Origin of the sequence: Nocardia sp. BMG51109, from assembly GCF_000526215.1 — a bacterium.
Lineage (GTDB): Bacteria > Actinomycetota > Actinomycetes > Mycobacteriales > Mycobacteriaceae > Nocardia.
Window position 1 is genome coordinate 5,990,816 of sequence record NZ_JAFQ01000004.1, and the last position, 16,970, is coordinate 6,007,785.

Here is a 16,970-nt window from a genome sequence, read left to right on the forward strand (position 1 = left end):
GGATGAGCTATGACCTACCCTCCGTGCTCACCGTGAAAGCCGATGGGCCGGTGCGCACCGTGATCATCGATCGGCCCGACGAGCTGAACGCCGTGAACGCCGATCTGCATCGGGCGCTGGCCCAGGTGTGGCGGCAGCTGGCGGCGGACCGGGAAGCGCGGGTGGTGATCCTGACCGGCGCCGGGCGGGCGTTCAGTGCCGGTGGGGACCTGGATTGGATCAGTACATTTCCGGAGAACCCGGTCGCGCGGGACGAGAGCATTCGCGAGGGCGCCGAGATCATCGAGGAGATGCTGCGCTTTCCGCTGCCGGTGATCGCCGCGGTGAACGGTGCGGCCGTCGGGCTCGGCGCCAGCCTGGCGGTGCTGTGCGATGTGGTGCTGATGTCCGAGCGGGCGTATCTGGCCGACCCGCACGTCGCGGTCGGGCTGGTCGCCGGGGACGGCGGTGCCGCGTTCTGGCCGCTGCTCACACCGATTCTGCGGACCCGCGAGTACCTGTACACCGGCGACCGGATCGACGCCGCCACCGCCGTCGAGGTCGGGCTGGCCAGCCGGATCGTCGCGCCGGACGAATTGCTCGGCGAGGCAAGGACATTGGCCGACCGGCTGGCCGCGCAGCCGGCGGAGGCGTTGCGCGGCACCAAGCGGGTGGTGAACATGTACCTGTCCCAGGCGCTCGGCGGTCCGATGCAGGCGGGGTTCGCCGCCGAGGTGGTCACCATGCAGACGCCCGAACATCGGGACCGGTTGCGCGCGTTGCGGGAACGAGCGCGGTGACGGGGCGCGATCTCGCCGAGTTCCGCGCCGAGGTCCGGAACTGGTGCCGCGCGCACGTCCCGGCCGACTGGCGGCATCGGCAGACGGGCGTCCCGGACACGGAATTCGTTCGCTTCCAACAGGAGTGGTTCCAGGAACTGCGCCGGGCGGGCTACGCGGTACCGCACTGGCCGCGCGAATACGGCGGCGGCATGCCGATCCCGGAGCAGATCGTGCTGTATCAAGAACTCGCCGCGCACGACGCGCCCCGGCTGGTGCTGGCGTTCGTGTCCGTCCATCACGCGGCGGCGACGCTGCTGGCGGCGGGCACGCAGGCGCAGCGGCAGCGGCACCTGCCGGCGATCCTCGACGGCGAGCTCTGGGTGCAGGGATTCTCCGAACCGGGCGCGGGCTCCGACCTCGCCGCGCTGCGCACGAGCGCGCGCCGCGACGGGGACCATTACGTGGTCTCGGGCCAGAAGGTGTGGGCCAGCGGCGCGCAGTACGCCGACTGGTGCCTGCTGCTGGCCCGCACCGACCCGAAAGCGCCCAAGCGGCACGGGATCTCGTACTTCCTGCTCGATATGCGCAGCCCCGGCATCGAGGTGCGGCCGATCCGGCAGGCGACCGGCGAATCGCACTTCTGCGAGATCTTCCTGGATCAGGTGCGGATTCCCGCCGAGCAGTTGATCGGTGCCGAGAACGCCGGGTGGAAGGTGGCGCAGCAGACGCTGGGCGCCGAACGCGGGCTGACCATGCTGGAACTGGCCGAGCGGCTCGGGAACGCCGGGTTCCGGTGGCTGGCCGAGTGGTGTGCGCAGCCGGGTGCGGGCGGACGGGCGATCGACGATCCGGTGGTGGCCGACCGCCTGGCCGCGCTGGAGATCGAGATCACCGGTCTGCGCGGGCTGTGCCGGGATCTGGTGGAGCGGCACGAGGCGGGCAACGCCGGACCGGCGGACGCCTCCATCGTGAAGCTGTACTACAGCGAACTGTTGCAGCGGGTCATGGATTTCGGTGCCGAGGTGGGCGGCCCGGCCGCGCACGAGGTGTTGCGCAAGCCGATGTCCGGCGGCTGGGAGTCGGGAGCGTGGGTGCTCGACTTCATCGGCTCCTGGGAATGGACCATTCCCGGTGGCACCAGCGAGATCCAGCGCACCATCATCGGCGAACGGGGCCTCGGACTGCCCAGGGAACCTGCGGGGACGTGATGGACGACGAATTCGGCGCGATCCATGAGGAACTGCGGTCGGTGGCGCGCGGTCTGCTCGGCAAGGGCGATCACGAGACGGCCGTCGACTGGTCGCAGATCGCCCGGTCCGGGTGGCTGGGGCTGGAGGCTCCCGCCGAGATCGACGGCGCGGAGGCGACTTTCGCCGAAGCCGCGGTGCTGCTGGAGGAGGTCGGCCGGGCGGCCGCGCGGAGCGCGTTTCCGGCGGTTGCCGCGCTCGGCCTCGGCGCCCTCGCGATGACCGAACCGGGTGCTCTGCGGGACAGGCTGTTTCGCGAGGCCGTGGCCGGCGATACGGTACCCGTCGCCGTGTTGTCGGGGGAGTGGGGCAGAGCGCCTGTGGGCGGCGGTTTCGACGCGGAGCGGGCGGCCGCTCCGACGGACAGGGGGGAGAAGGATTTTCGTCTCGCGGACGAGGCGGGATCGCTCTCGCTGTCCGGCAGTACGGAATTCGTTCCGGATGCACTGGCCGCTGACCGGCTGCTCGTCCCCGCCCGTGACCCGGACGGCACGATCGTCCTGGCGGTGGTCGATCCGGGCGCGGAGGGGCTGGCGGTGACGGAGCAGCCCGTGGTCGACGCCACGCGCGGCTTCGGACGAGTGGCCGCCCACGGCGTGGCCGTCGAACCGGATGCGGTGCTGCGGTTCTCGGGCGATGCCGCCGCGGCGCTGCGCCGCCTGCACGACCGGGCGGCCGTGGCGATCGCGTGCGACAGCCTCGGCCTCGGCGCGGCCATGCTGGATGCCACCGTCGAATACGTCCGCGTGCGAGAACAGTTCGGCCGCCAGGTGGGTTCGTTCCAGGCCGTCAAGCACGCCTGCGCCGACATGCTGGTCCAGGTGACGGTGGCTCGGCGGCTGGTGGACGCTGCCGTCCGCGCACAGGTCGAGCACGCCCCGGACGCTCCGGTCGCGGCCTCGATGGCCAAGGCGTTCACCACCGACATCGCCGTACAGGTCGCCGGCAAGGCCATGCAACTACACGGCGGCATCGGATACACCTGGGAGAGCGGCATTCACGTGTACCTCAAGCGAGCCACCTTGAACCGCTCCCTGTTCGGCACCCCCGCCTATCACCGCGCCCGGTTGGCCACCCGCTATCGCTGACCGTCGGACAGTTGCCGCCGATCACTGGCCCCGCCCGGGATCGGACATCGGCAGGTCCACCGCGACGGTCTCGTGCCCTCGGTCGCGGAGTTCGGCCTCGAGCAGGTGCCAGTCGAATGCGCTTCCGCCGCCTCCGTGAACGAGAGCGAAGGTTGTCGTGCTGCTACGACTACCGGACGTCCGGAAACTCATCGGCCGCGCCGGCATGCCGGGTGCCGAAGCGCTCGGTTCACGCGGTCGGGCGCTGCCGCGTCACCGGTTGGGCGCGTTCGGATTTCGACGTGGACCGGCGGGCCCGTTTGCCGCGCGCGACCTCCGTCGCGAGGGCGTCGAGCGGCTGGGCGAAGTGCCGCAGTGGGTCGGCCAGCGCGGCGAGCCAGGTGCGGGCCGTGGCGATTCCGGTGTCGTCGAGGGCGTAGACGCGGCGCGTTCCCTCCGCGTGCACGCCCACCAGGCGCGCCTCGCGGAGCACCTTGAGGTGCTGCGAGACGGCCGGCTGGGAGATCTGTGTGTGCCGCCGGACCTCGGCGACGATCGCGCCCGCGCTCTGCTCGCCGCCGGCGAGCAGTTCCAGGATGCCGCGCCGGACGGGATCGCCGAGCGCCTGGAAGATCTCGGCGGGACCGGGGTCGTTCATTCGTGCTGCTGGGTCCCATCCTCGGGATTCGTCGTGTAGAAGGCGATTGTCCGCTCTCCGGCGGCACGGGCGGCGGCCGGGTCGTCGCCGTCGGCCGCGGCTGCGTCGGCCCATCCGGTGCCCGCGACGCGCACGAACGACAGGCCCTCCGGGGTGAGCGGGAAGTTCAGCCCCGCCTCCGGGTCGACCGGCTCGCCGCTCGCGATGTGCAGCCCGAGCGCCATCAGGGACAGATCCCAGCCGACGCCGACCGCGCCGGGCCCGTACCGATCCCAGAAGTCCGGAGCGACCGGCGCCTCATGGACCAGTTCCAGTACGGTGCCGTCGTCGGCAGGGGTGAGGGTGACCGCCACCCACGACACCTGATCACCCATTTCCCATGTGACAGCGAAACTTTCGGGCGGCTCGCACTGCTCGACCACCCCGCCCGCGTTGCCCTCGGTCTGATAGCGGCCACCGAGCCGCAGCTCGCCGCTGATCGGTAGAAACCACCGCGGGATCCGCTCGGCATCGGTCAGCGCGTCCCACAGGTCGTCCCGGTCGGTGGGATAGCTCCGGCGGGCGACCGCGATCCTGGTCGGGGTGTTGTCACGGTGCCCGGTGCGGACCTCGCGGGTAACCAGCCCGGCAACGGCGGCCGGGTCGGTGAGCAGGGACATGATCTCCTCCTTCTATAAGTTAGGACTTATATTAAAGGGTACACCGTCCGATGACCGGCGACATTCCCCGCCTCACCGCCGACTGACCGGTAGTTCCCTTTTGTCCAAGCGTCGGGATCGGCCGTTGCGTGACGATGGTCGCCATGAGCATCGGTAACGAGGTCCGGATCGGCGCATTCGTTTTCACCAGTAGATACGAGGGGCAGTCGGCTGCCGAGGTGCTGGCGCGGGGGGTCGCCACGGCGCAGGCCGCCGAGGCGGCGGGGTTCGACGACGTGTGGGTGACCGAGCACCATTTCGTGCCGTTCGGGGTGAACCCGTCGGGGTTGACGTTCGCCGGCTATCTGCTGGGCCGGACCAGCACGGTGCGGGTCGGGACGGCGGTCACCGTATTGCCGCTGCATTCGCCGGTGCATGTCGCCGAGCAGGCGGCGCTGCTGGACCATCTGTCCGGTGGCCGGTTCGACCTCGGGGTGGGCCGGGCGCAGCCGGTGGTGGACTACGAGGTCATCGGGCGGGGCGTCGAGTATTGGCAGCGGGGGCTGCCCGAGGCACTGGATCTGACCCTGACGGCGCTGTCCGGGCCGGTGTCGGCGGATTCCGCTCTGTACCGGTTCCGGGAGGTCGTGCCCGAACCCGGCCCCGCGCCCGGGCGGCCGACGCCGGTCTATCTGGCCGCGAACTCACCGGCCTCGGTGGCGCTGGCGGCGACTCGCGGACTGCCGATGCTGCTGTTCTTCGACAAGGACATCGACACGAAGGCCGCGATGATCGCCGAGCACGCCGGGCTCGCCCGCGACGCGGGGCATCCCGATAGCGAATACCCGCACGGCACTGCGCTTTTCGCGCATGTGGCCGACGACCCGGCCGAGGCGCGCGAGGTGGTGCGCCGAGCCGCCACCGAATTCGTCAGGGCGAGCACGCATTACCGGCCGCTGCTCGACGTGCCGCCGCGAGTCGACCCCGGCGTCCCGCAGGAGCGGATCATCGACGGATTGACCGATGCCGCGATGGCAACGCATCCGGTCGGCCCACCGGAGATCTGCGTCGAGCGCCTGGTCGATCAGATCCGTGGCTCGGGGTGCCGGCGAGTGTTGTGCCAGGTGGAGATCGCCGGAGACCACGACGGCGTGCTGGCCAACGTCAAGCGGATGGGCGAGGAGGTGCTGCCCGAGGTCCGCAGGCGCCTGAGCGCCGAATGAGCGCGTACCCGTTGTGCGGCAGGCTGATGACCCGGTCGCGGTGTATTCCGGTTGTCGGTCCGCGGTGGGATCATGGCCGCATGACGGCGTGGCAGGACGTCGAACAGGCGGAACCGGAGTTCGCGCACCGGGTGCGGCTGCTGCACGATCTTCAAGCCGATCGTTCGCCATAATTAAGGCGTCATCAGTGCCGACTCGCTCTAACAGATACTCGAGCGTCTCATCCCATAGCTCGTCGGACCACTTGGCCTTACCGCTGAGGAGATCGTGAATTCGTAATGATTTGAGTGCAGAATAATTTGACATGTGCTTCCATAGTTAAGCATATGCAGAAGAAATGTCAAGAGAATATCCTCTACACCGAATATCAGGATTCGGCAGTAATCTCTAGTTCCATGAGAATGTAGATCCTACAGAACTAGAACAGTACCGCTTGTTCGGATAGGCTCGCGGTGCCACCAAATACTCCATCACTCGGCAGCTTGTCATTAATCCCCCACTTCGGCGGGAAGAACAACTGGATCGGCTCAGGAGTGGCTGAGAACCTAGCCTTGATGCGTTTGCGGGCACTCGCCAGTTCCGGCGCAGCCTGACGGCAATACTTGTCGGTCTCGCAAAACAGCCCTTGGCAGTCAATGGCGTGGAGTGGCCGGCCCCACAAACCACCGAATGGTAGGCCGAGGCGTTCAAGCTCCTGCTTCTGGTGTTCGACCATCCACAAAATGACATCGGTTGGCGTATAGTCGCCCAGATCCTCAAAGCATTTCTTGATACCCCGGAGCGCGCCCGGCCCGGCCTGGGTGAATTCGTTTTCGGAGAAGTTGATCAAATCCGAATAGTTCAGGTCTATTGAGACTTGGTACGACATGAAATCGCCCATGAGTGGGTATCGGTGCAGCGACTCGTAGACCTCTCGCAAAGATTGAGCCTTGAGTATTTCTTCGCCGAGCCCGTCTATGAGGAACATGTGTCGAAACAGCTCAACATGATTGAGATGCTTCAGTCCCTGGCCGTAGGCGTCGGTCGCGCACAGGATGAACGCGCCGGTGTAGAGACCGCCGTTACGCTGCTTGCTTTCATCCAAAGCTTTGGTGAACCCGCCGCTTTCCAGGTCATCGAGCGTTGGATAGTGGCCAAGTATTTCCCGCAATGAGCGCCATGTATCAATCTTGCTGAACGTCCGAAAGGCGACAATCTGGAACAATCTGTCTTCCGGCGAACACCCCTCGGAGTGATAGCAGACGTCCCTGATCATGTACTGACTCACCCGATCAGCCGCTCGGAAGACGTTGCAGAATTTGAACTCCTGCAGAATAGGGTCATCAGTCCACGGCCACGGCGCACCACTGACACGGCGCTCGAACGCCCGCTGACGCTCGGAGGCAAACTGCCAGTAGTACTCGTAAATCCCCTTTCGGGGAATGGGGGGCCGTTTCATAGTATTCCCATTCTACGCAATTACCGCTGCCGATAAAAGACGCCCGTGCCGTGCAGGTGGAAGTACCGCGGATCGTCGAGGAGCGCCCGGCCTGCGATACGCTCGCCGAGAGTGTAGCGAAATCGATCGACGCCCGTGAAGTGATCGAAGACGATGGCACCACCCACCACAGTGCGATCTTGTAGTACCGCAAGTGCGGCCTTGGCCGAGCTGTAGTTGTCGGTGTCGATGAAGCTCAGGATGACATCGTGCGTGAGCAGCCGAGGAGCCGTTTCCACGATGTCACCTGGCACGATCCGGATATTTCGTCCTGCCAGATACCGCTCGACTCCGCGGAGGTCAGTGAACACGCAGTCGGGATGGTCGTACATGTCCAGAGCGCTGCGACGTGGCGGGAAGCCACCGAAGGTGTCGAAGCCGATCACCGGCCACGGCCGGCCGAGTCGTTCGATGACTCGTGACAGGAACATGGTGGTGCCGCCCTTGAACATGCCGAACTCGGCCACCACGCCGTCCAGCCCGAGGCGGTGAGCATTGAGCAGGCACTGGTACAGGTGAATCAGGCTGTTCGGATACCCGTTGGCCAGGCTTGGTGGCAGTACCTGCATCAGCTCCTCACGGAACACGAGATCACGGAACGCCAGATGCCCATAACCTGCGATGATGACTTTCGGCACGTTAGTCACAAACGGCAGCGCGCCCAAGAGGAGATCTTCCTTCTCCTCATCGGCGGCGACCACGAGCACATCATGGTGAGCGCTCGCCAGCGCGTCGACCGTCCGAACCGGCACCGTGACCGGCAGGTGGCACGGTTCAGGCGTGTAGATGGCCTCCACGGCAGCGATGAGTCCGGATGGCGTCAGCGATTTGATCAAGCGCGCGGTGGTGCGGGTCAGCCCGATGATGCCGACCGACCGCGCGCCGCCAAGTAGCTCCTGTTCCACATCTTCCAGCAGTTTGTCGTAATCGGTGGCGTTCACGGGTGCTTGTCCGAGCTGTAGGGACGCAGAGCAAGTGTGAGCTGAGCGAGCGCATCACGGTTCACCACGTCGAGCAGTTCCACGGCGTCACGCACAAGATGCTGTCCAAGGCGGAAACGCCGTTCAATCGGCGCAAGCCGACCGAATGTGAAGCATTGCTCAAGTTCGCTAAAGGTCGCTGTTACGGCTTGAACTGCGGCCGGAATCGTGGATACTGGCGAATCGTGCGGCGAAAAGTCAATCTGTCTAACCAGTCCATCGAACCCAGCAGTTCCATCACTGTACGGCGGCAACACGCTTGTATCGCCGTATAGTCGTCCGGCAATGGCCGCATCCCGATCAGCAAGAAATGTTAGATACTTCACGGCGTACACAAACAGATCGAGCACAGTATCGGCGAACGATTCATCCTCTGTCGCCGCGGCTCCAGCCGAAACGTATTCCAGCCTATCCACTTTGCGAGCGATGTTCGCCATCACACCGATCACCTCACCGCGCTTCTTCCAGGCATCACGGTATGCGGCCGTCTTGGCAGTGTGAAGACGCATAATAGCGCCCCTCATTCGGAGGCTATCGGCTACGTCATCCAAAGGTGTCTCATTCCGCCGATTCAACCTAGTGAACTTTTTTGTAGGTCAGTGTGCGCTCGTCCAGGTCCGCGATCAGATAGCCGCCTTTGTTCTCCATGAGCTGGTGGTAAGCACGGAAGCCGCTTGCAATCGCCCGTCGCCACAGCCATGCTGGCGCATCCCCCACCTCCAGATCGGCGGCAGCTGCTCGCGCTGCCTCGACGACCTCGCCGTCGACACTCATCTCATGCAGAAAGCCGAGCCGTCGCTTGGCGAGCTTTGACAGGACGGCCGCCAAGCCCTCTTCGGCAAAGATGGCACGCGCGCCGTCCTCGCACTCGTCTTTCACCGGATCGGACTTTCGCTTGATACGTAGCAGCGCCCGCGAGTTCGGCGACCATCCGAATACGGCCATAAAACCGAAGTGGATGGCATCGTGGTAGCGATAGCCATCAGAATAGCGAGAGTTATCGGTCAGCGGATCGCCAAGTTGTTTGCCGACCGCATAACCGACCTGTTTGCCATTCGGCAGACTCACCGGCCCGTCTTTGAAAGTGTTGGGCTCAGCGCTGACGAGTTCCATGGTCGCTACGACGGAACCGTTCGGTGATTTGCGCTCGATGAAGTCGAACACCATCTTTCGGGGGAAACGCTCGATTTCCGGGCTGTCAGCGTCATAGACCGGGAGGCTCGCCAGATCAACGGGCTTGGCGGGACTCGGATACCTATCCCTTGTGCGCTTAAGATTTGTGGCCGCAATTTCGTTCAGATCCAGATTGCTTGCGGTCGCGATCTCCGCCGCATACCAGAGCAGGTCGCCGATCTCCTCGCGCAGAATCTCCAAATTTGACGCCATATCGATACCGTCCCGGAGATACCGCATGTACACGTTCAGAATCGAGCCGGTTTCAAAAGCCAATCCCAGCATCGGCTGCAACGCCGCCCGCGGCCCTCCTTCAGGCAGCTGACTTGTCTCGTGCGCCGCCTGCTGGTAGGCGGAAAGCTCCATGGCACTCTCAACTATCTAATCGTGACCACTGCCTTACCAGCGATCCCCCGTTTGCTCTGAACGCGATAGCCACCCGATCCCCGCGCTTGTTCGACCATCGTTCCCTGACGACACAAGGGCCTCTAGAGTCCAAAGCACTCAGTTGATGCCAGGTGGCCCCTCGTCGCGTAGTTACGCCGCATCCGGCGGCCCCGCCATCACCGGCGCCCCATCCCAACGCTGCAGCGTGGGCGCACCGGCGGTGTACTCCTCGATGCTACTCACCACCCGGTCCTCGGTGAGATCGACACCGAAGGATCCGGCGGCAGCTCCGGTAACCGCGGTGATCATCGCCTTGGCAGTCTGGGCGATGGCCTTCTTGTCATCGACGGGTGTCCAGCGGGTAATCGCCGGCACTTCGATCAGCCATCGGCTGCCGCAGCAATGCACTTTGACGAGGTACTGACGCATCACGGTTCACTCCCCTCAGCCAGCGCATCAATCGGTGGCGATCCCCAAGGCTGGGGGAGGTGGCACCCCAGCCTTGGGGACGTTCGAGAGGTGCTGATAGTGATCATCATCAGCCCGATCCGTCGCTTCGCAGTCATGGTCGCTCCTCAGTCGGTTGGGGCACGGCGACCCGAGGCCAGCGCTACTCCACCCGCCGATCACCGGCCCTCTCTCCGAATGGTCAGCGGGCCGACTGAGGATCGAGCGCACCTGGTCTCGGGTGCCTGAACACGCAGACTATGAGCGGACGGCGGTGCCGCTCTACAGTTTTGCAGCTGTTTGCGCGGCATCTTGACGCTATCGGCGTGGATGCCTGACGATTTGCGTATCCCCTCCTTCTGGTTCCGCAAAGGAAGCCTCCTCATGACAACACTCCGCTTGCTTGGATCCGACTCCGACCATGGCACTTGCCCCGCCGTTTACGCTGCGGATTTCGGCCTCGTCGTGCAAGGCGATCGCATCGCCGATGGGCATGCCGTCGCTGTTCCTCATCGACTGCTCGACTGGCTCGAGCCGGGCATGGCGTTGCCGGTTGAAGCCACCGACACGCCCGGCATGATCCTCGTTCCCGGTCGACCGGTCACCTCGGAAATACTTGGGCAGCTGACACTCGACGACCACGAAACCGCCGTAGAGGTGTGCTGATGCTCCACGTCACCGGAGACGACATTTGGGAGCCGCTGTTTCGCGAAACCATGGACAGCGCTTTCCATCTCGAAGTGCGCGACAGCTACGCCGTGGCGGACGAAGCCGAAGCACTCCGCCGCTGGGCAGCCGGTGAACCGTACGAACGTGAGGAGCAACCCGACACCTGGCGGGCGTGGGACGAGCTGATGATCGAAACCGCGGGGCGCGGCGTCGCGCTGGAGCGACTGCGCGTGGTCACGGTGCCGCATTCCGACTATGTGCGATGGTTGCTGGACAACACCGACGACAACGTCGAAACCGGCGAAACCGTGCGCTGGCTGCCGAGGCATCAAGTTCAGCCGGCCACAGTCCCTGCTGATGACTATTGGCTGTTCGACCAGGCTAAAGTCGCCTACACCACGTTCGCCGACGACGGCGCGTTTATGGGTTTGTCGATCAGCACCGACCCGCACCTTGTCGGGTGGGCTGTCGAGGCACGAGATAGCTTGTGGCCGTACGGCATCGACCATGCCGCCTACGTCGCGAGCGAGCACGTTCGGGCGTGACGAATGTCGACCAGGCACGAGCGGCACTCGGCGCACGCCTGCGGGAACTGCGCCGAGATGCCCGTCTGTCCGGCATCGACCTCGCGAGCGCCTGCGGCTGGCACTCGTCCAAGATCTCCAGAATCGAACGTGGCAAACAAAGCCCGACCGAGGATGACCTCGCTCGGTGGTGCGATGCGGTCGGCAACCCGGCCGTGCTGGATGACCTGGTGGCGTCGCTTCGTAACCTGCGTGCCATGTATCTCGAATGGCAACGCACCGTTGCCGCCGGACACGCGCACCGGCAACGGCAATCCATCGAACTCGAAGGTCAGACGAAGTTCATCCGCTGGTGGGTACCCGATGTCATCCCCGGCCTGCTGCAAACAGAAGCGTATGCCCGCGCCGTGCTCACCGCCTGCATTGCTGTCACCGACGGCCGAAACGACCTGGACGAAGCGCTGACCGCCCGCATGCAGCGGCAGCGAGTACTGCGTAGCGGTCGGCGCCGCTTCCACATGGTCATTGGTGAATGGGCGCTCTACCGCACCGTCGGCGACAACACGGTCATGCTCGGACAGCTCGACCACCTGAGTGAAACCATCGCCCACCCATGTATCCGGCTCGGCATCCTACCGCTCACTGCCGAATACCGTTTACCAGCAACAAATTTCGTCATTTACGACCGTACCCAGGTGCTGACCGAAACCGTCAGCGCGGAGCTGACGATTACCCGGCCATCGGAGATCGCCTTGCACGAGAAGACGTTCGCCACCCTCGCCGAGCAAGCCGCCTATGGCGACGAGGCCCGCGCGATGATCGCCGCCGCCGCTGAGCGCAGGCGGTAAGCACACGAATTTCTTTCGCGGCCCCCAGAGGCGATACGCGCCCAGGTGATGAACCGGATTCACTTCTTCAACGCGCCGCCATCATCCCCAAGAACTCCCGTACCTCCGGCACCTGCGCATGCGGCCGGACCACGGTCGCCACCGCATCGAGCTTCTGGTGAACGCGGGTAGAGGCAATCTGCTGGATACTCCCAAAGTTCTCGGCGAGAACTTGGCACCCCTCGGCAATCTCGCCAGCCTGCACCAGGTTGCGCCCCAACTGCACGTACCATTCGGCTTGCTCACGCGGCCAAGCCGCTGACCCGTCAATTGCTACCTGGATCTGCTCCGACGCCGCTTTATGTTCACCGACGTACATGTGCATGATGCCGGTCATACCACTGAGCAAGGCGTCGGGCAGATAGACCCACTCCGGATCGAATCCCCGACTGGATTCGTATGCCCGATACGCCCGGCTCAGGGCATCGGTAACCGCCGTCTTATTGCCGCTCGGATCCTGCATCCCCAGGGCATCGGCTTCGCGAATGGCCATGAGCGCACGCAGTTTTGGGCCACCTTGACTCATGGCCGCACGGGAAGCAGTTTGGGCATACTGCACCGCTTGCCGGGTACCGGCAGGCGTGCCACCGTTCCATTCAGTCAGCAGTGAACTGGCGTTGCCAAGGGCATGCGCCACCGCAATACCGTCACCGGCCGCGGTAGCAGCTTGAGCGGCATCGGCGTAGTAGCGTCGGCCCTGGTCCAAACGGCCGGCGTCGTAGTGAACCCAACCTGCGGCAGTCATCATCTCAGCGGCAGCGCTGGTCAGGGTCTGCCCGACCGCCTCGGTGTAGGTACTGTTGTCGAGCAGCTGCTCGACGTAGCGGACTTCGTTGGCCGCCACCCGGCACAGCCGGTCACCACCGACCAGCAGGTCAAGTTCGTGGATTTGGTTGGTGCTGGCAGTTATTTCAGCGACATCAGTGGCCCCAACCTGGACACTGCCCGTTGATGACGTTGCTGCAGCTGCGTGTCCCGCGGCCCCGGCAGTCACGGCGGTTCCGGCCCCGAGAGCGCTGGCTCGTAGGAAATTGCGACGGTTCACATCCGCCTCCTCGTCTGACTCCACCACCAGTATGGCAAGCGGAACGTGGAGCGCCTTGGCAATACGGCGTAGAACCCGCACATCGTGGATGGCGGCTCCGTCATGCTCCAGCTGCGAAATGACGGGCTGGGTGTAGCCGAGGACGGCTCCCAGCTCGGTTTGCGTCATGCCGAGCGATTTGCGGATCCGGCGGATGACCTCGCCGGTTGTCAGGTGCATCCTGCTATCTCCGTTCCTTGAATGAACGTGTATCTGCAAGATCGGCTAAACGCTCGGGACTCGTTGCCGGTCAGGGGTTTTCACCCCCGTGAACGCACCTTATACGGTTTTCCCAATATTTCAGGGGGTTTGCCTATTTCGGCCGGTAGCGGCCTGAAAACCCGGCTTACGGTCAGGCCGGTACCCGGCCCCAAGCCTTGGCGCCGTAGCCCTTTCAGGCGTGCGCCCCGCCATAGGTGCCGGGGTAGGTGGCCAAGAGCCCTTGGTGCCGGGTACCGCTTTTCGATCCCAAGCTTGCCTACCCGGAGGTAATCGTCATGCACACCCTGGCCATGCACCACACCCTCGCGCTGACCGAGCAGGAAACCCACTACGCGCCCGATCGGCCGTTCAGCGTCGACCGCGGTAGGGTCGATCACGGGCGCGGTAATTGCGTTGCCGCAGTTCCGTTTCCCGTGACCGCCCTCCGAACCGGACGTGCGGCTTTCACCGCATCCGGCTCTCCATGGAATTCATGCTGGCGTGGTTGTCGCCAGACGTTGTGCCGCGTTGCTCCAGGGTGTCGGGATGGTGTAGCCACGCCACCGGTAGCGTTCGATTCCGGTGTCGGTCGGGTTATAGAGCACGATCCCGTTCTCTGCTGGGCGGCGCATCGGAGCCGGGGTGCAATACCGGCGAAGCACTTTGCGCCAGCTCAGGCGCGAGTGTCTCTTGTAGAGCCACCTCATGGCGCGAACCCACGTGTAGTGCTGCAGGTAGCGGTAGGTAGCAAACGAGACACCGTGTCGGAAATAGAGACACCAGCCCCGGACCGTTCGGTTCAGGTGAAAGAGCATGTCGGCCAACGTCTTGTAGGGTGCGGATCTGCGCGTGTGAAACTTCACCTTCCGCATGATCGAAGCCAGCGACTTCTTCGACGGATAGGTGTGAATCACTGCCTTGTTCACCGTGCCCGGCTTCGTCCGGCGCTGGATGCGCCAGCCGAGGAAGTCGAACCCGGTATCCATGTGCACCACATGGGTTTTCGGCTCCGACAGGGTCAAACCCATCGGGGCCAGAATGTCCGCGACCTCGGTCCTGGCTTGTTCGGCGTGGTGTCTCTCGCCGTTGACCAGGACCACGAAATCGTCCGCGTAGCGGACGAGCCGGTAGGTCGCGCCCCCGTTGCGGCGCTCTCGTTGCCGTCCCTGCCAGCCCGCGTTCGGCGAGGGCTTCCCGGCAGAGAAGGCATCCCACTTGTGTTGATAGTGGTCATCGAGCACCGACAGGGCGATATTCGCCAGCAAAGGCGACAGAATCCCGCCCTGCGGGGTTCCGGTGAGCGCTTCCCGGTCGATGCCGTCCTCGCTGAGGATTCCTGCTTTGAGAAACGACTTGACCAGGGCGAGAACGCGTTTGTCCCTGATCCGGTGACGCATCCGGTCCATCAGGGCCGTGTGGTCGATCCGGTCGAAACACGCCTCGATATCGGCCTCCAGCACCCAGGTGTAACCCCGGTTGCCGAACAAGTGAATCTCGGCGATCGCGTCCTGAGCGCGACGATTCGGGCGGAACCCGTAGGAACCGGGCTGGAAATCCGCCTCGAAGATCGGCTCGAGTACCAACTTCAACGCCGCCTGAACAATGCGGTCGCCTGCGGTCGGTATCCCCAACCGGCGCTTCTTGTCCGTGCTGCCCGGTTTCGGAATCGACTTCTCCCGGACCCGGTCCGGACGGAAGCTCCGGTCCTTCAACTCCGTTCGCAGCCGCGACAACAAGACCATCGAGTTCCTCGGGATCGAGGCAGGCTTCACCCCATCAACCCCGGCGGTTCGGCCACCTTTGTTGCTACGCACCCGTTCCCAGGCATGCACCAGAAACGCCGGATCACTCACCAGATTGTGCAGATCCTCGAACACGCGACCCGGATCCCGGATCGCCCACCAGTGCAGTTTGGCCTGCATCCGCCGTACTCGCGACCAGGCTTCGTCGAAGTCCGGCCACGATTCACCCGTATTCACAAGCGCCTCCGGCCATTACAGCCCCTCTCCGCTGAAATCCACTGGGGTCCTTCGCCCTGTGACCGGCTCTCCCGGCCTCCGACTACTACGACCCCTCCGCCCCACCCACGCCCCACCAGCCGACGACGGGCCTGCCCACCGCACACCGCTGGCAGCGGTGTGCGGTGGGCGAGACGGGATGGTTCCCACGTTCACTGTCATCCATTCGGGACAGGAGGCAGCCAGCTCTACCCCTGCGGCATCGTCACGGCTACGCCGCAGACCTTCACCGTGACCTCCCCGCCGGACTATGAGACACCGACGGAAAAGTTCCCCGCCGCCCTCACAGGCGACGGGTGCGCACCGCTATCCGGCCCATATCCACCGAGTTCGAGCCGGCGCATAACCTCGAGGGGCTTCTACCACTGGTTTCTCGCGTCTACCTTTGTCCCACGCTTGCCGGACCCACACCATTCGGCAGTACTGACGCGTCCCGGCTTTGTCAGGGCTGCTCCCACCCTCCCCGGCGTCTCCCGGACCAGGCTGCCCTCAGCTACAGCAATCGTGCTGCGACACAATCACTTCGGAGTCATTCCACCTCCAATATGGATAACAGCGCCTCGTGGCGCACCCCACACCATCATGCAGTTCCACGTCGCCTGCCGGGCCGGAAAGTGCCCGCGTAAGAGCGCCGCGCTGCACGTTCTCGTTGAAGCCGGCCGCGTCGTGTCCTCCCCCATCCATCCGCGGTGATCGGCGATGACGACATCACCTGATAACAGCGCACCTCGGGATCGGTCGAGCGGCGCCAGCGCTGCGGATGCACCAACGGTCATTCCCGAGTGGGCGCCGCTTGATCTCTTCCCCTCGTCGGCCATGGTGCTGGCCGCCTTCGCCGGAGTGACCTCGATGGCCGCTGCCGACATACTGAATCCGGCCGCTGATCTGGTGGAGTGCCAGCGGCAGTACCGCCTGGCGCTGAAGGTACTGGCCGAAACGACGACCGGTACCGAAGCGCTGCGCCAGGCCGCCGCTGATCTCGTGGCCGCTCAGGAAGACCGGGAGATCATCGTCGGCGTCATCGACGACGCGGTAGCGGCCAAAGTGCTGCAGCTGCGCAAACGCCAGGCTTCGGAAGACGCCATCGCGGGTGCGGCTGTGGTGCATACCGAAACCGTCGGCGATGTGGTGGCCCGGATGGCCGAGTTCTGGGACGAAGTCGATGCCGGTTCCAGCGGTGATGGCATCGAACCAGCGGCTAACTGGCTGCGCGTGGTGGCCGAGGCTTACGACCTGTTGATCGCGGATATTGCAGCGGGCCAACGGGTTCCGCCCGGGTTGTGATGCGCCATGCGGCCTCTCCGTCTCCCGCGGCCTCCCCGGCGTATCCGGCACATCCACATCGAATCCGGTGCGCTCTGCTTGGATTTCCAGGCTTCGGCTGAGCAGGCCGAGAACGTGGCTGATGAACTGGCGCAGGGCTTTCCGGAGTTCGTCGTGACTGTCGATGACGAGGTTTACCCAACCCTTTTCGCTCGTCCACTGTCTGCTTTGCGCTTCGTGTCCACCCCTCCGTTTCCTATTCACTC

The 16,970-nt window shown here is 64.6% G+C and carries 17 protein-coding genes; 8 read left to right on the top strand and 9 right to left on the bottom strand.

Features of this window, described 5'->3' with window-relative positions:
* The first annotated feature begins 2 nt into the window (after positions 1-2).
* The 3 genes from D892_RS0128485 to D892_RS0128495 are packed head-to-tail and all read left to right on the top strand — an operon-like array spanning position 3 to position 3,096.
* Positions 3-779, top strand: coding sequence for an enoyl-CoA hydratase/isomerase family protein (locus tag D892_RS0128485; RefSeq protein WP_024804504.1), 777 nt, complete (start codon positions 3-5; stop codon positions 777-779).
* A complete protein-coding gene (locus D892_RS0128490) occupies positions 776-1,969 on the top strand; it encodes an acyl-CoA dehydrogenase family protein (RefSeq protein WP_024804505.1) in 1,194 nt (397 codons plus the stop codon). Before D892_RS0128485 ends, D892_RS0128490 begins: the two co-directional genes overlap by 4 nt.
* Positions 1,969-3,096, top strand: coding sequence for an acyl-CoA dehydrogenase family protein (locus D892_RS0128495; RefSeq protein ID WP_024804506.1), 1,128 nt, complete (start codon positions 1,969-1,971; stop codon positions 3,094-3,096). The genes D892_RS0128490 and D892_RS0128495 overlap by 1 nt, the downstream gene beginning before the upstream one ends.
* Positions 3,097-3,325: 229 nt before the next feature.
* Here the strand turns inward: D892_RS0128495 and D892_RS0128505 are convergent, their stop codons facing one another.
* A complete protein-coding gene (locus tag D892_RS0128505) occupies positions 3,326-3,733 on the bottom strand; it encodes a helix-turn-helix transcriptional regulator (RefSeq protein ID WP_024804508.1) in 408 nt (135 codons plus the stop codon).
* Complete coding sequence (locus D892_RS0128510) at positions 3,730-4,392, bottom strand: SRPBCC family protein (RefSeq protein WP_024804509.1); 663 nt, start codon at positions 4,390-4,392, stop codon at positions 3,730-3,732. The genes D892_RS0128505 and D892_RS0128510 overlap by 4 nt, the downstream gene beginning before the upstream one ends.
* 143 nt (positions 4,393-4,535) lie before the next feature.
* Here D892_RS0128510 and D892_RS0128515 point away from each other — a divergent pair, with 143 nt between their 5' ends.
* The gene (locus D892_RS0128515) at positions 4,536-5,594 is read left to right on the top strand and encodes an LLM class flavin-dependent oxidoreductase (protein WP_036570112.1); all 1,059 of its coding nucleotides are present in this window, start codon (positions 4,536-4,538) and stop codon (positions 5,592-5,594) included.
* Positions 5,595-6,012: 418 nt separating this feature from the next.
* Here the strand turns inward: D892_RS0128515 and D892_RS0128525 are convergent, their stop codons facing one another.
* The 5 genes from D892_RS0128525 to D892_RS0128545 form a co-directional block, all read right to left on the bottom strand.
* The gene (locus D892_RS0128525) at positions 6,013-7,032 is read right to left on the bottom strand and encodes a nucleotide kinase domain-containing protein (RefSeq protein WP_024804511.1); all 1,020 of its coding nucleotides are present in this window, start codon (positions 7,030-7,032) and stop codon (positions 6,013-6,015) included.
* A gap of 20 nt (positions 7,033-7,052) precedes the next feature.
* Positions 7,053-8,012, bottom strand: coding sequence for a TylF/MycF/NovP-related O-methyltransferase (locus D892_RS42300; protein ID WP_024804512.1), 960 nt, complete (start codon positions 8,010-8,012; stop codon positions 7,053-7,055).
* Positions 8,009-8,560: a hypothetical protein gene (locus tag D892_RS47090; RefSeq protein WP_156959723.1), complete on the bottom strand. Its 552-nt coding sequence runs from the start codon at positions 8,558-8,560 to the stop codon at positions 8,009-8,011. The genes D892_RS42300 and D892_RS47090 overlap by 4 nt, the downstream gene beginning before the upstream one ends.
* A 67-nt stretch (positions 8,561-8,627) precedes the next feature.
* Positions 8,628-9,590: a nucleoside triphosphate pyrophosphohydrolase family protein gene (locus D892_RS44030; RefSeq protein WP_156959724.1), complete on the bottom strand. Its 963-nt coding sequence runs from the start codon at positions 9,588-9,590 to the stop codon at positions 8,628-8,630.
* A gap of 171 nt (positions 9,591-9,761) precedes the next feature.
* Entirely contained in the window at positions 9,762-10,043 is a 282-nt protein-coding gene (locus tag D892_RS0128545) for a hypothetical protein (protein WP_156959725.1), read from the bottom strand.
* Positions 10,044-10,442: 399 nt separating this feature from the next.
* Here D892_RS0128545 and D892_RS42315 point away from each other — a divergent pair, with 399 nt between their 5' ends.
* Genes D892_RS42315 through D892_RS0128560 form a run of 3 tightly spaced genes read left to right on the top strand, consistent with a single transcriptional unit; the run spans position 10,443 to position 12,099 of the window.
* Complete coding sequence (locus D892_RS42315) at positions 10,443-10,724, top strand: hypothetical protein (RefSeq protein ID WP_051499929.1); 282 nt, start codon at positions 10,443-10,445, stop codon at positions 10,722-10,724.
* On the top strand, positions 10,724-11,272 hold the full coding sequence (locus tag D892_RS0128555) for a DUF6879 family protein (protein ID WP_024804515.1): 549 nt from the start codon (positions 10,724-10,726) through the stop codon (positions 11,270-11,272). Before D892_RS42315 ends, D892_RS0128555 begins: the two co-directional genes overlap by 1 nt.
* Positions 11,269-12,099 (top strand): helix-turn-helix transcriptional regulator, encoded by an 831-nt coding sequence (locus D892_RS0128560; RefSeq protein ID WP_024804516.1) that lies wholly within the window; start codon positions 11,269-11,271, stop codon positions 12,097-12,099. The genes D892_RS0128555 and D892_RS0128560 overlap by 4 nt, the downstream gene beginning before the upstream one ends.
* A 67-nt stretch (positions 12,100-12,166) precedes the next feature.
* Here D892_RS0128560 and D892_RS0128565 read toward each other — a convergent pair whose 3' ends face one another.
* Positions 12,167-13,402 (bottom strand): helix-turn-helix domain-containing protein, encoded by a 1,236-nt coding sequence (locus tag D892_RS0128565; protein ID WP_024804517.1) that lies wholly within the window; start codon positions 13,400-13,402, stop codon positions 12,167-12,169.
* A 512-nt stretch (positions 13,403-13,914) separates the two neighbouring features.
* Complete coding sequence (gene ltrA / locus D892_RS0128570) at positions 13,915-15,402, bottom strand: group II intron reverse transcriptase/maturase (RefSeq protein WP_024801232.1); 1,488 nt, start codon at positions 15,400-15,402, stop codon at positions 13,915-13,917.
* Positions 15,403-16,140: 738 nt separating this feature from the next.
* On the opposite strand from ltrA, the gene D892_RS0128575 reads away from it, so the two are divergent.
* Complete coding sequence (locus D892_RS0128575) at positions 16,141-16,725, top strand: hypothetical protein (protein ID WP_156959726.1); 585 nt, start codon at positions 16,141-16,143, stop codon at positions 16,723-16,725.
* The last annotated feature ends 245 nt before the right edge of the window (positions 16,726-16,970 follow it).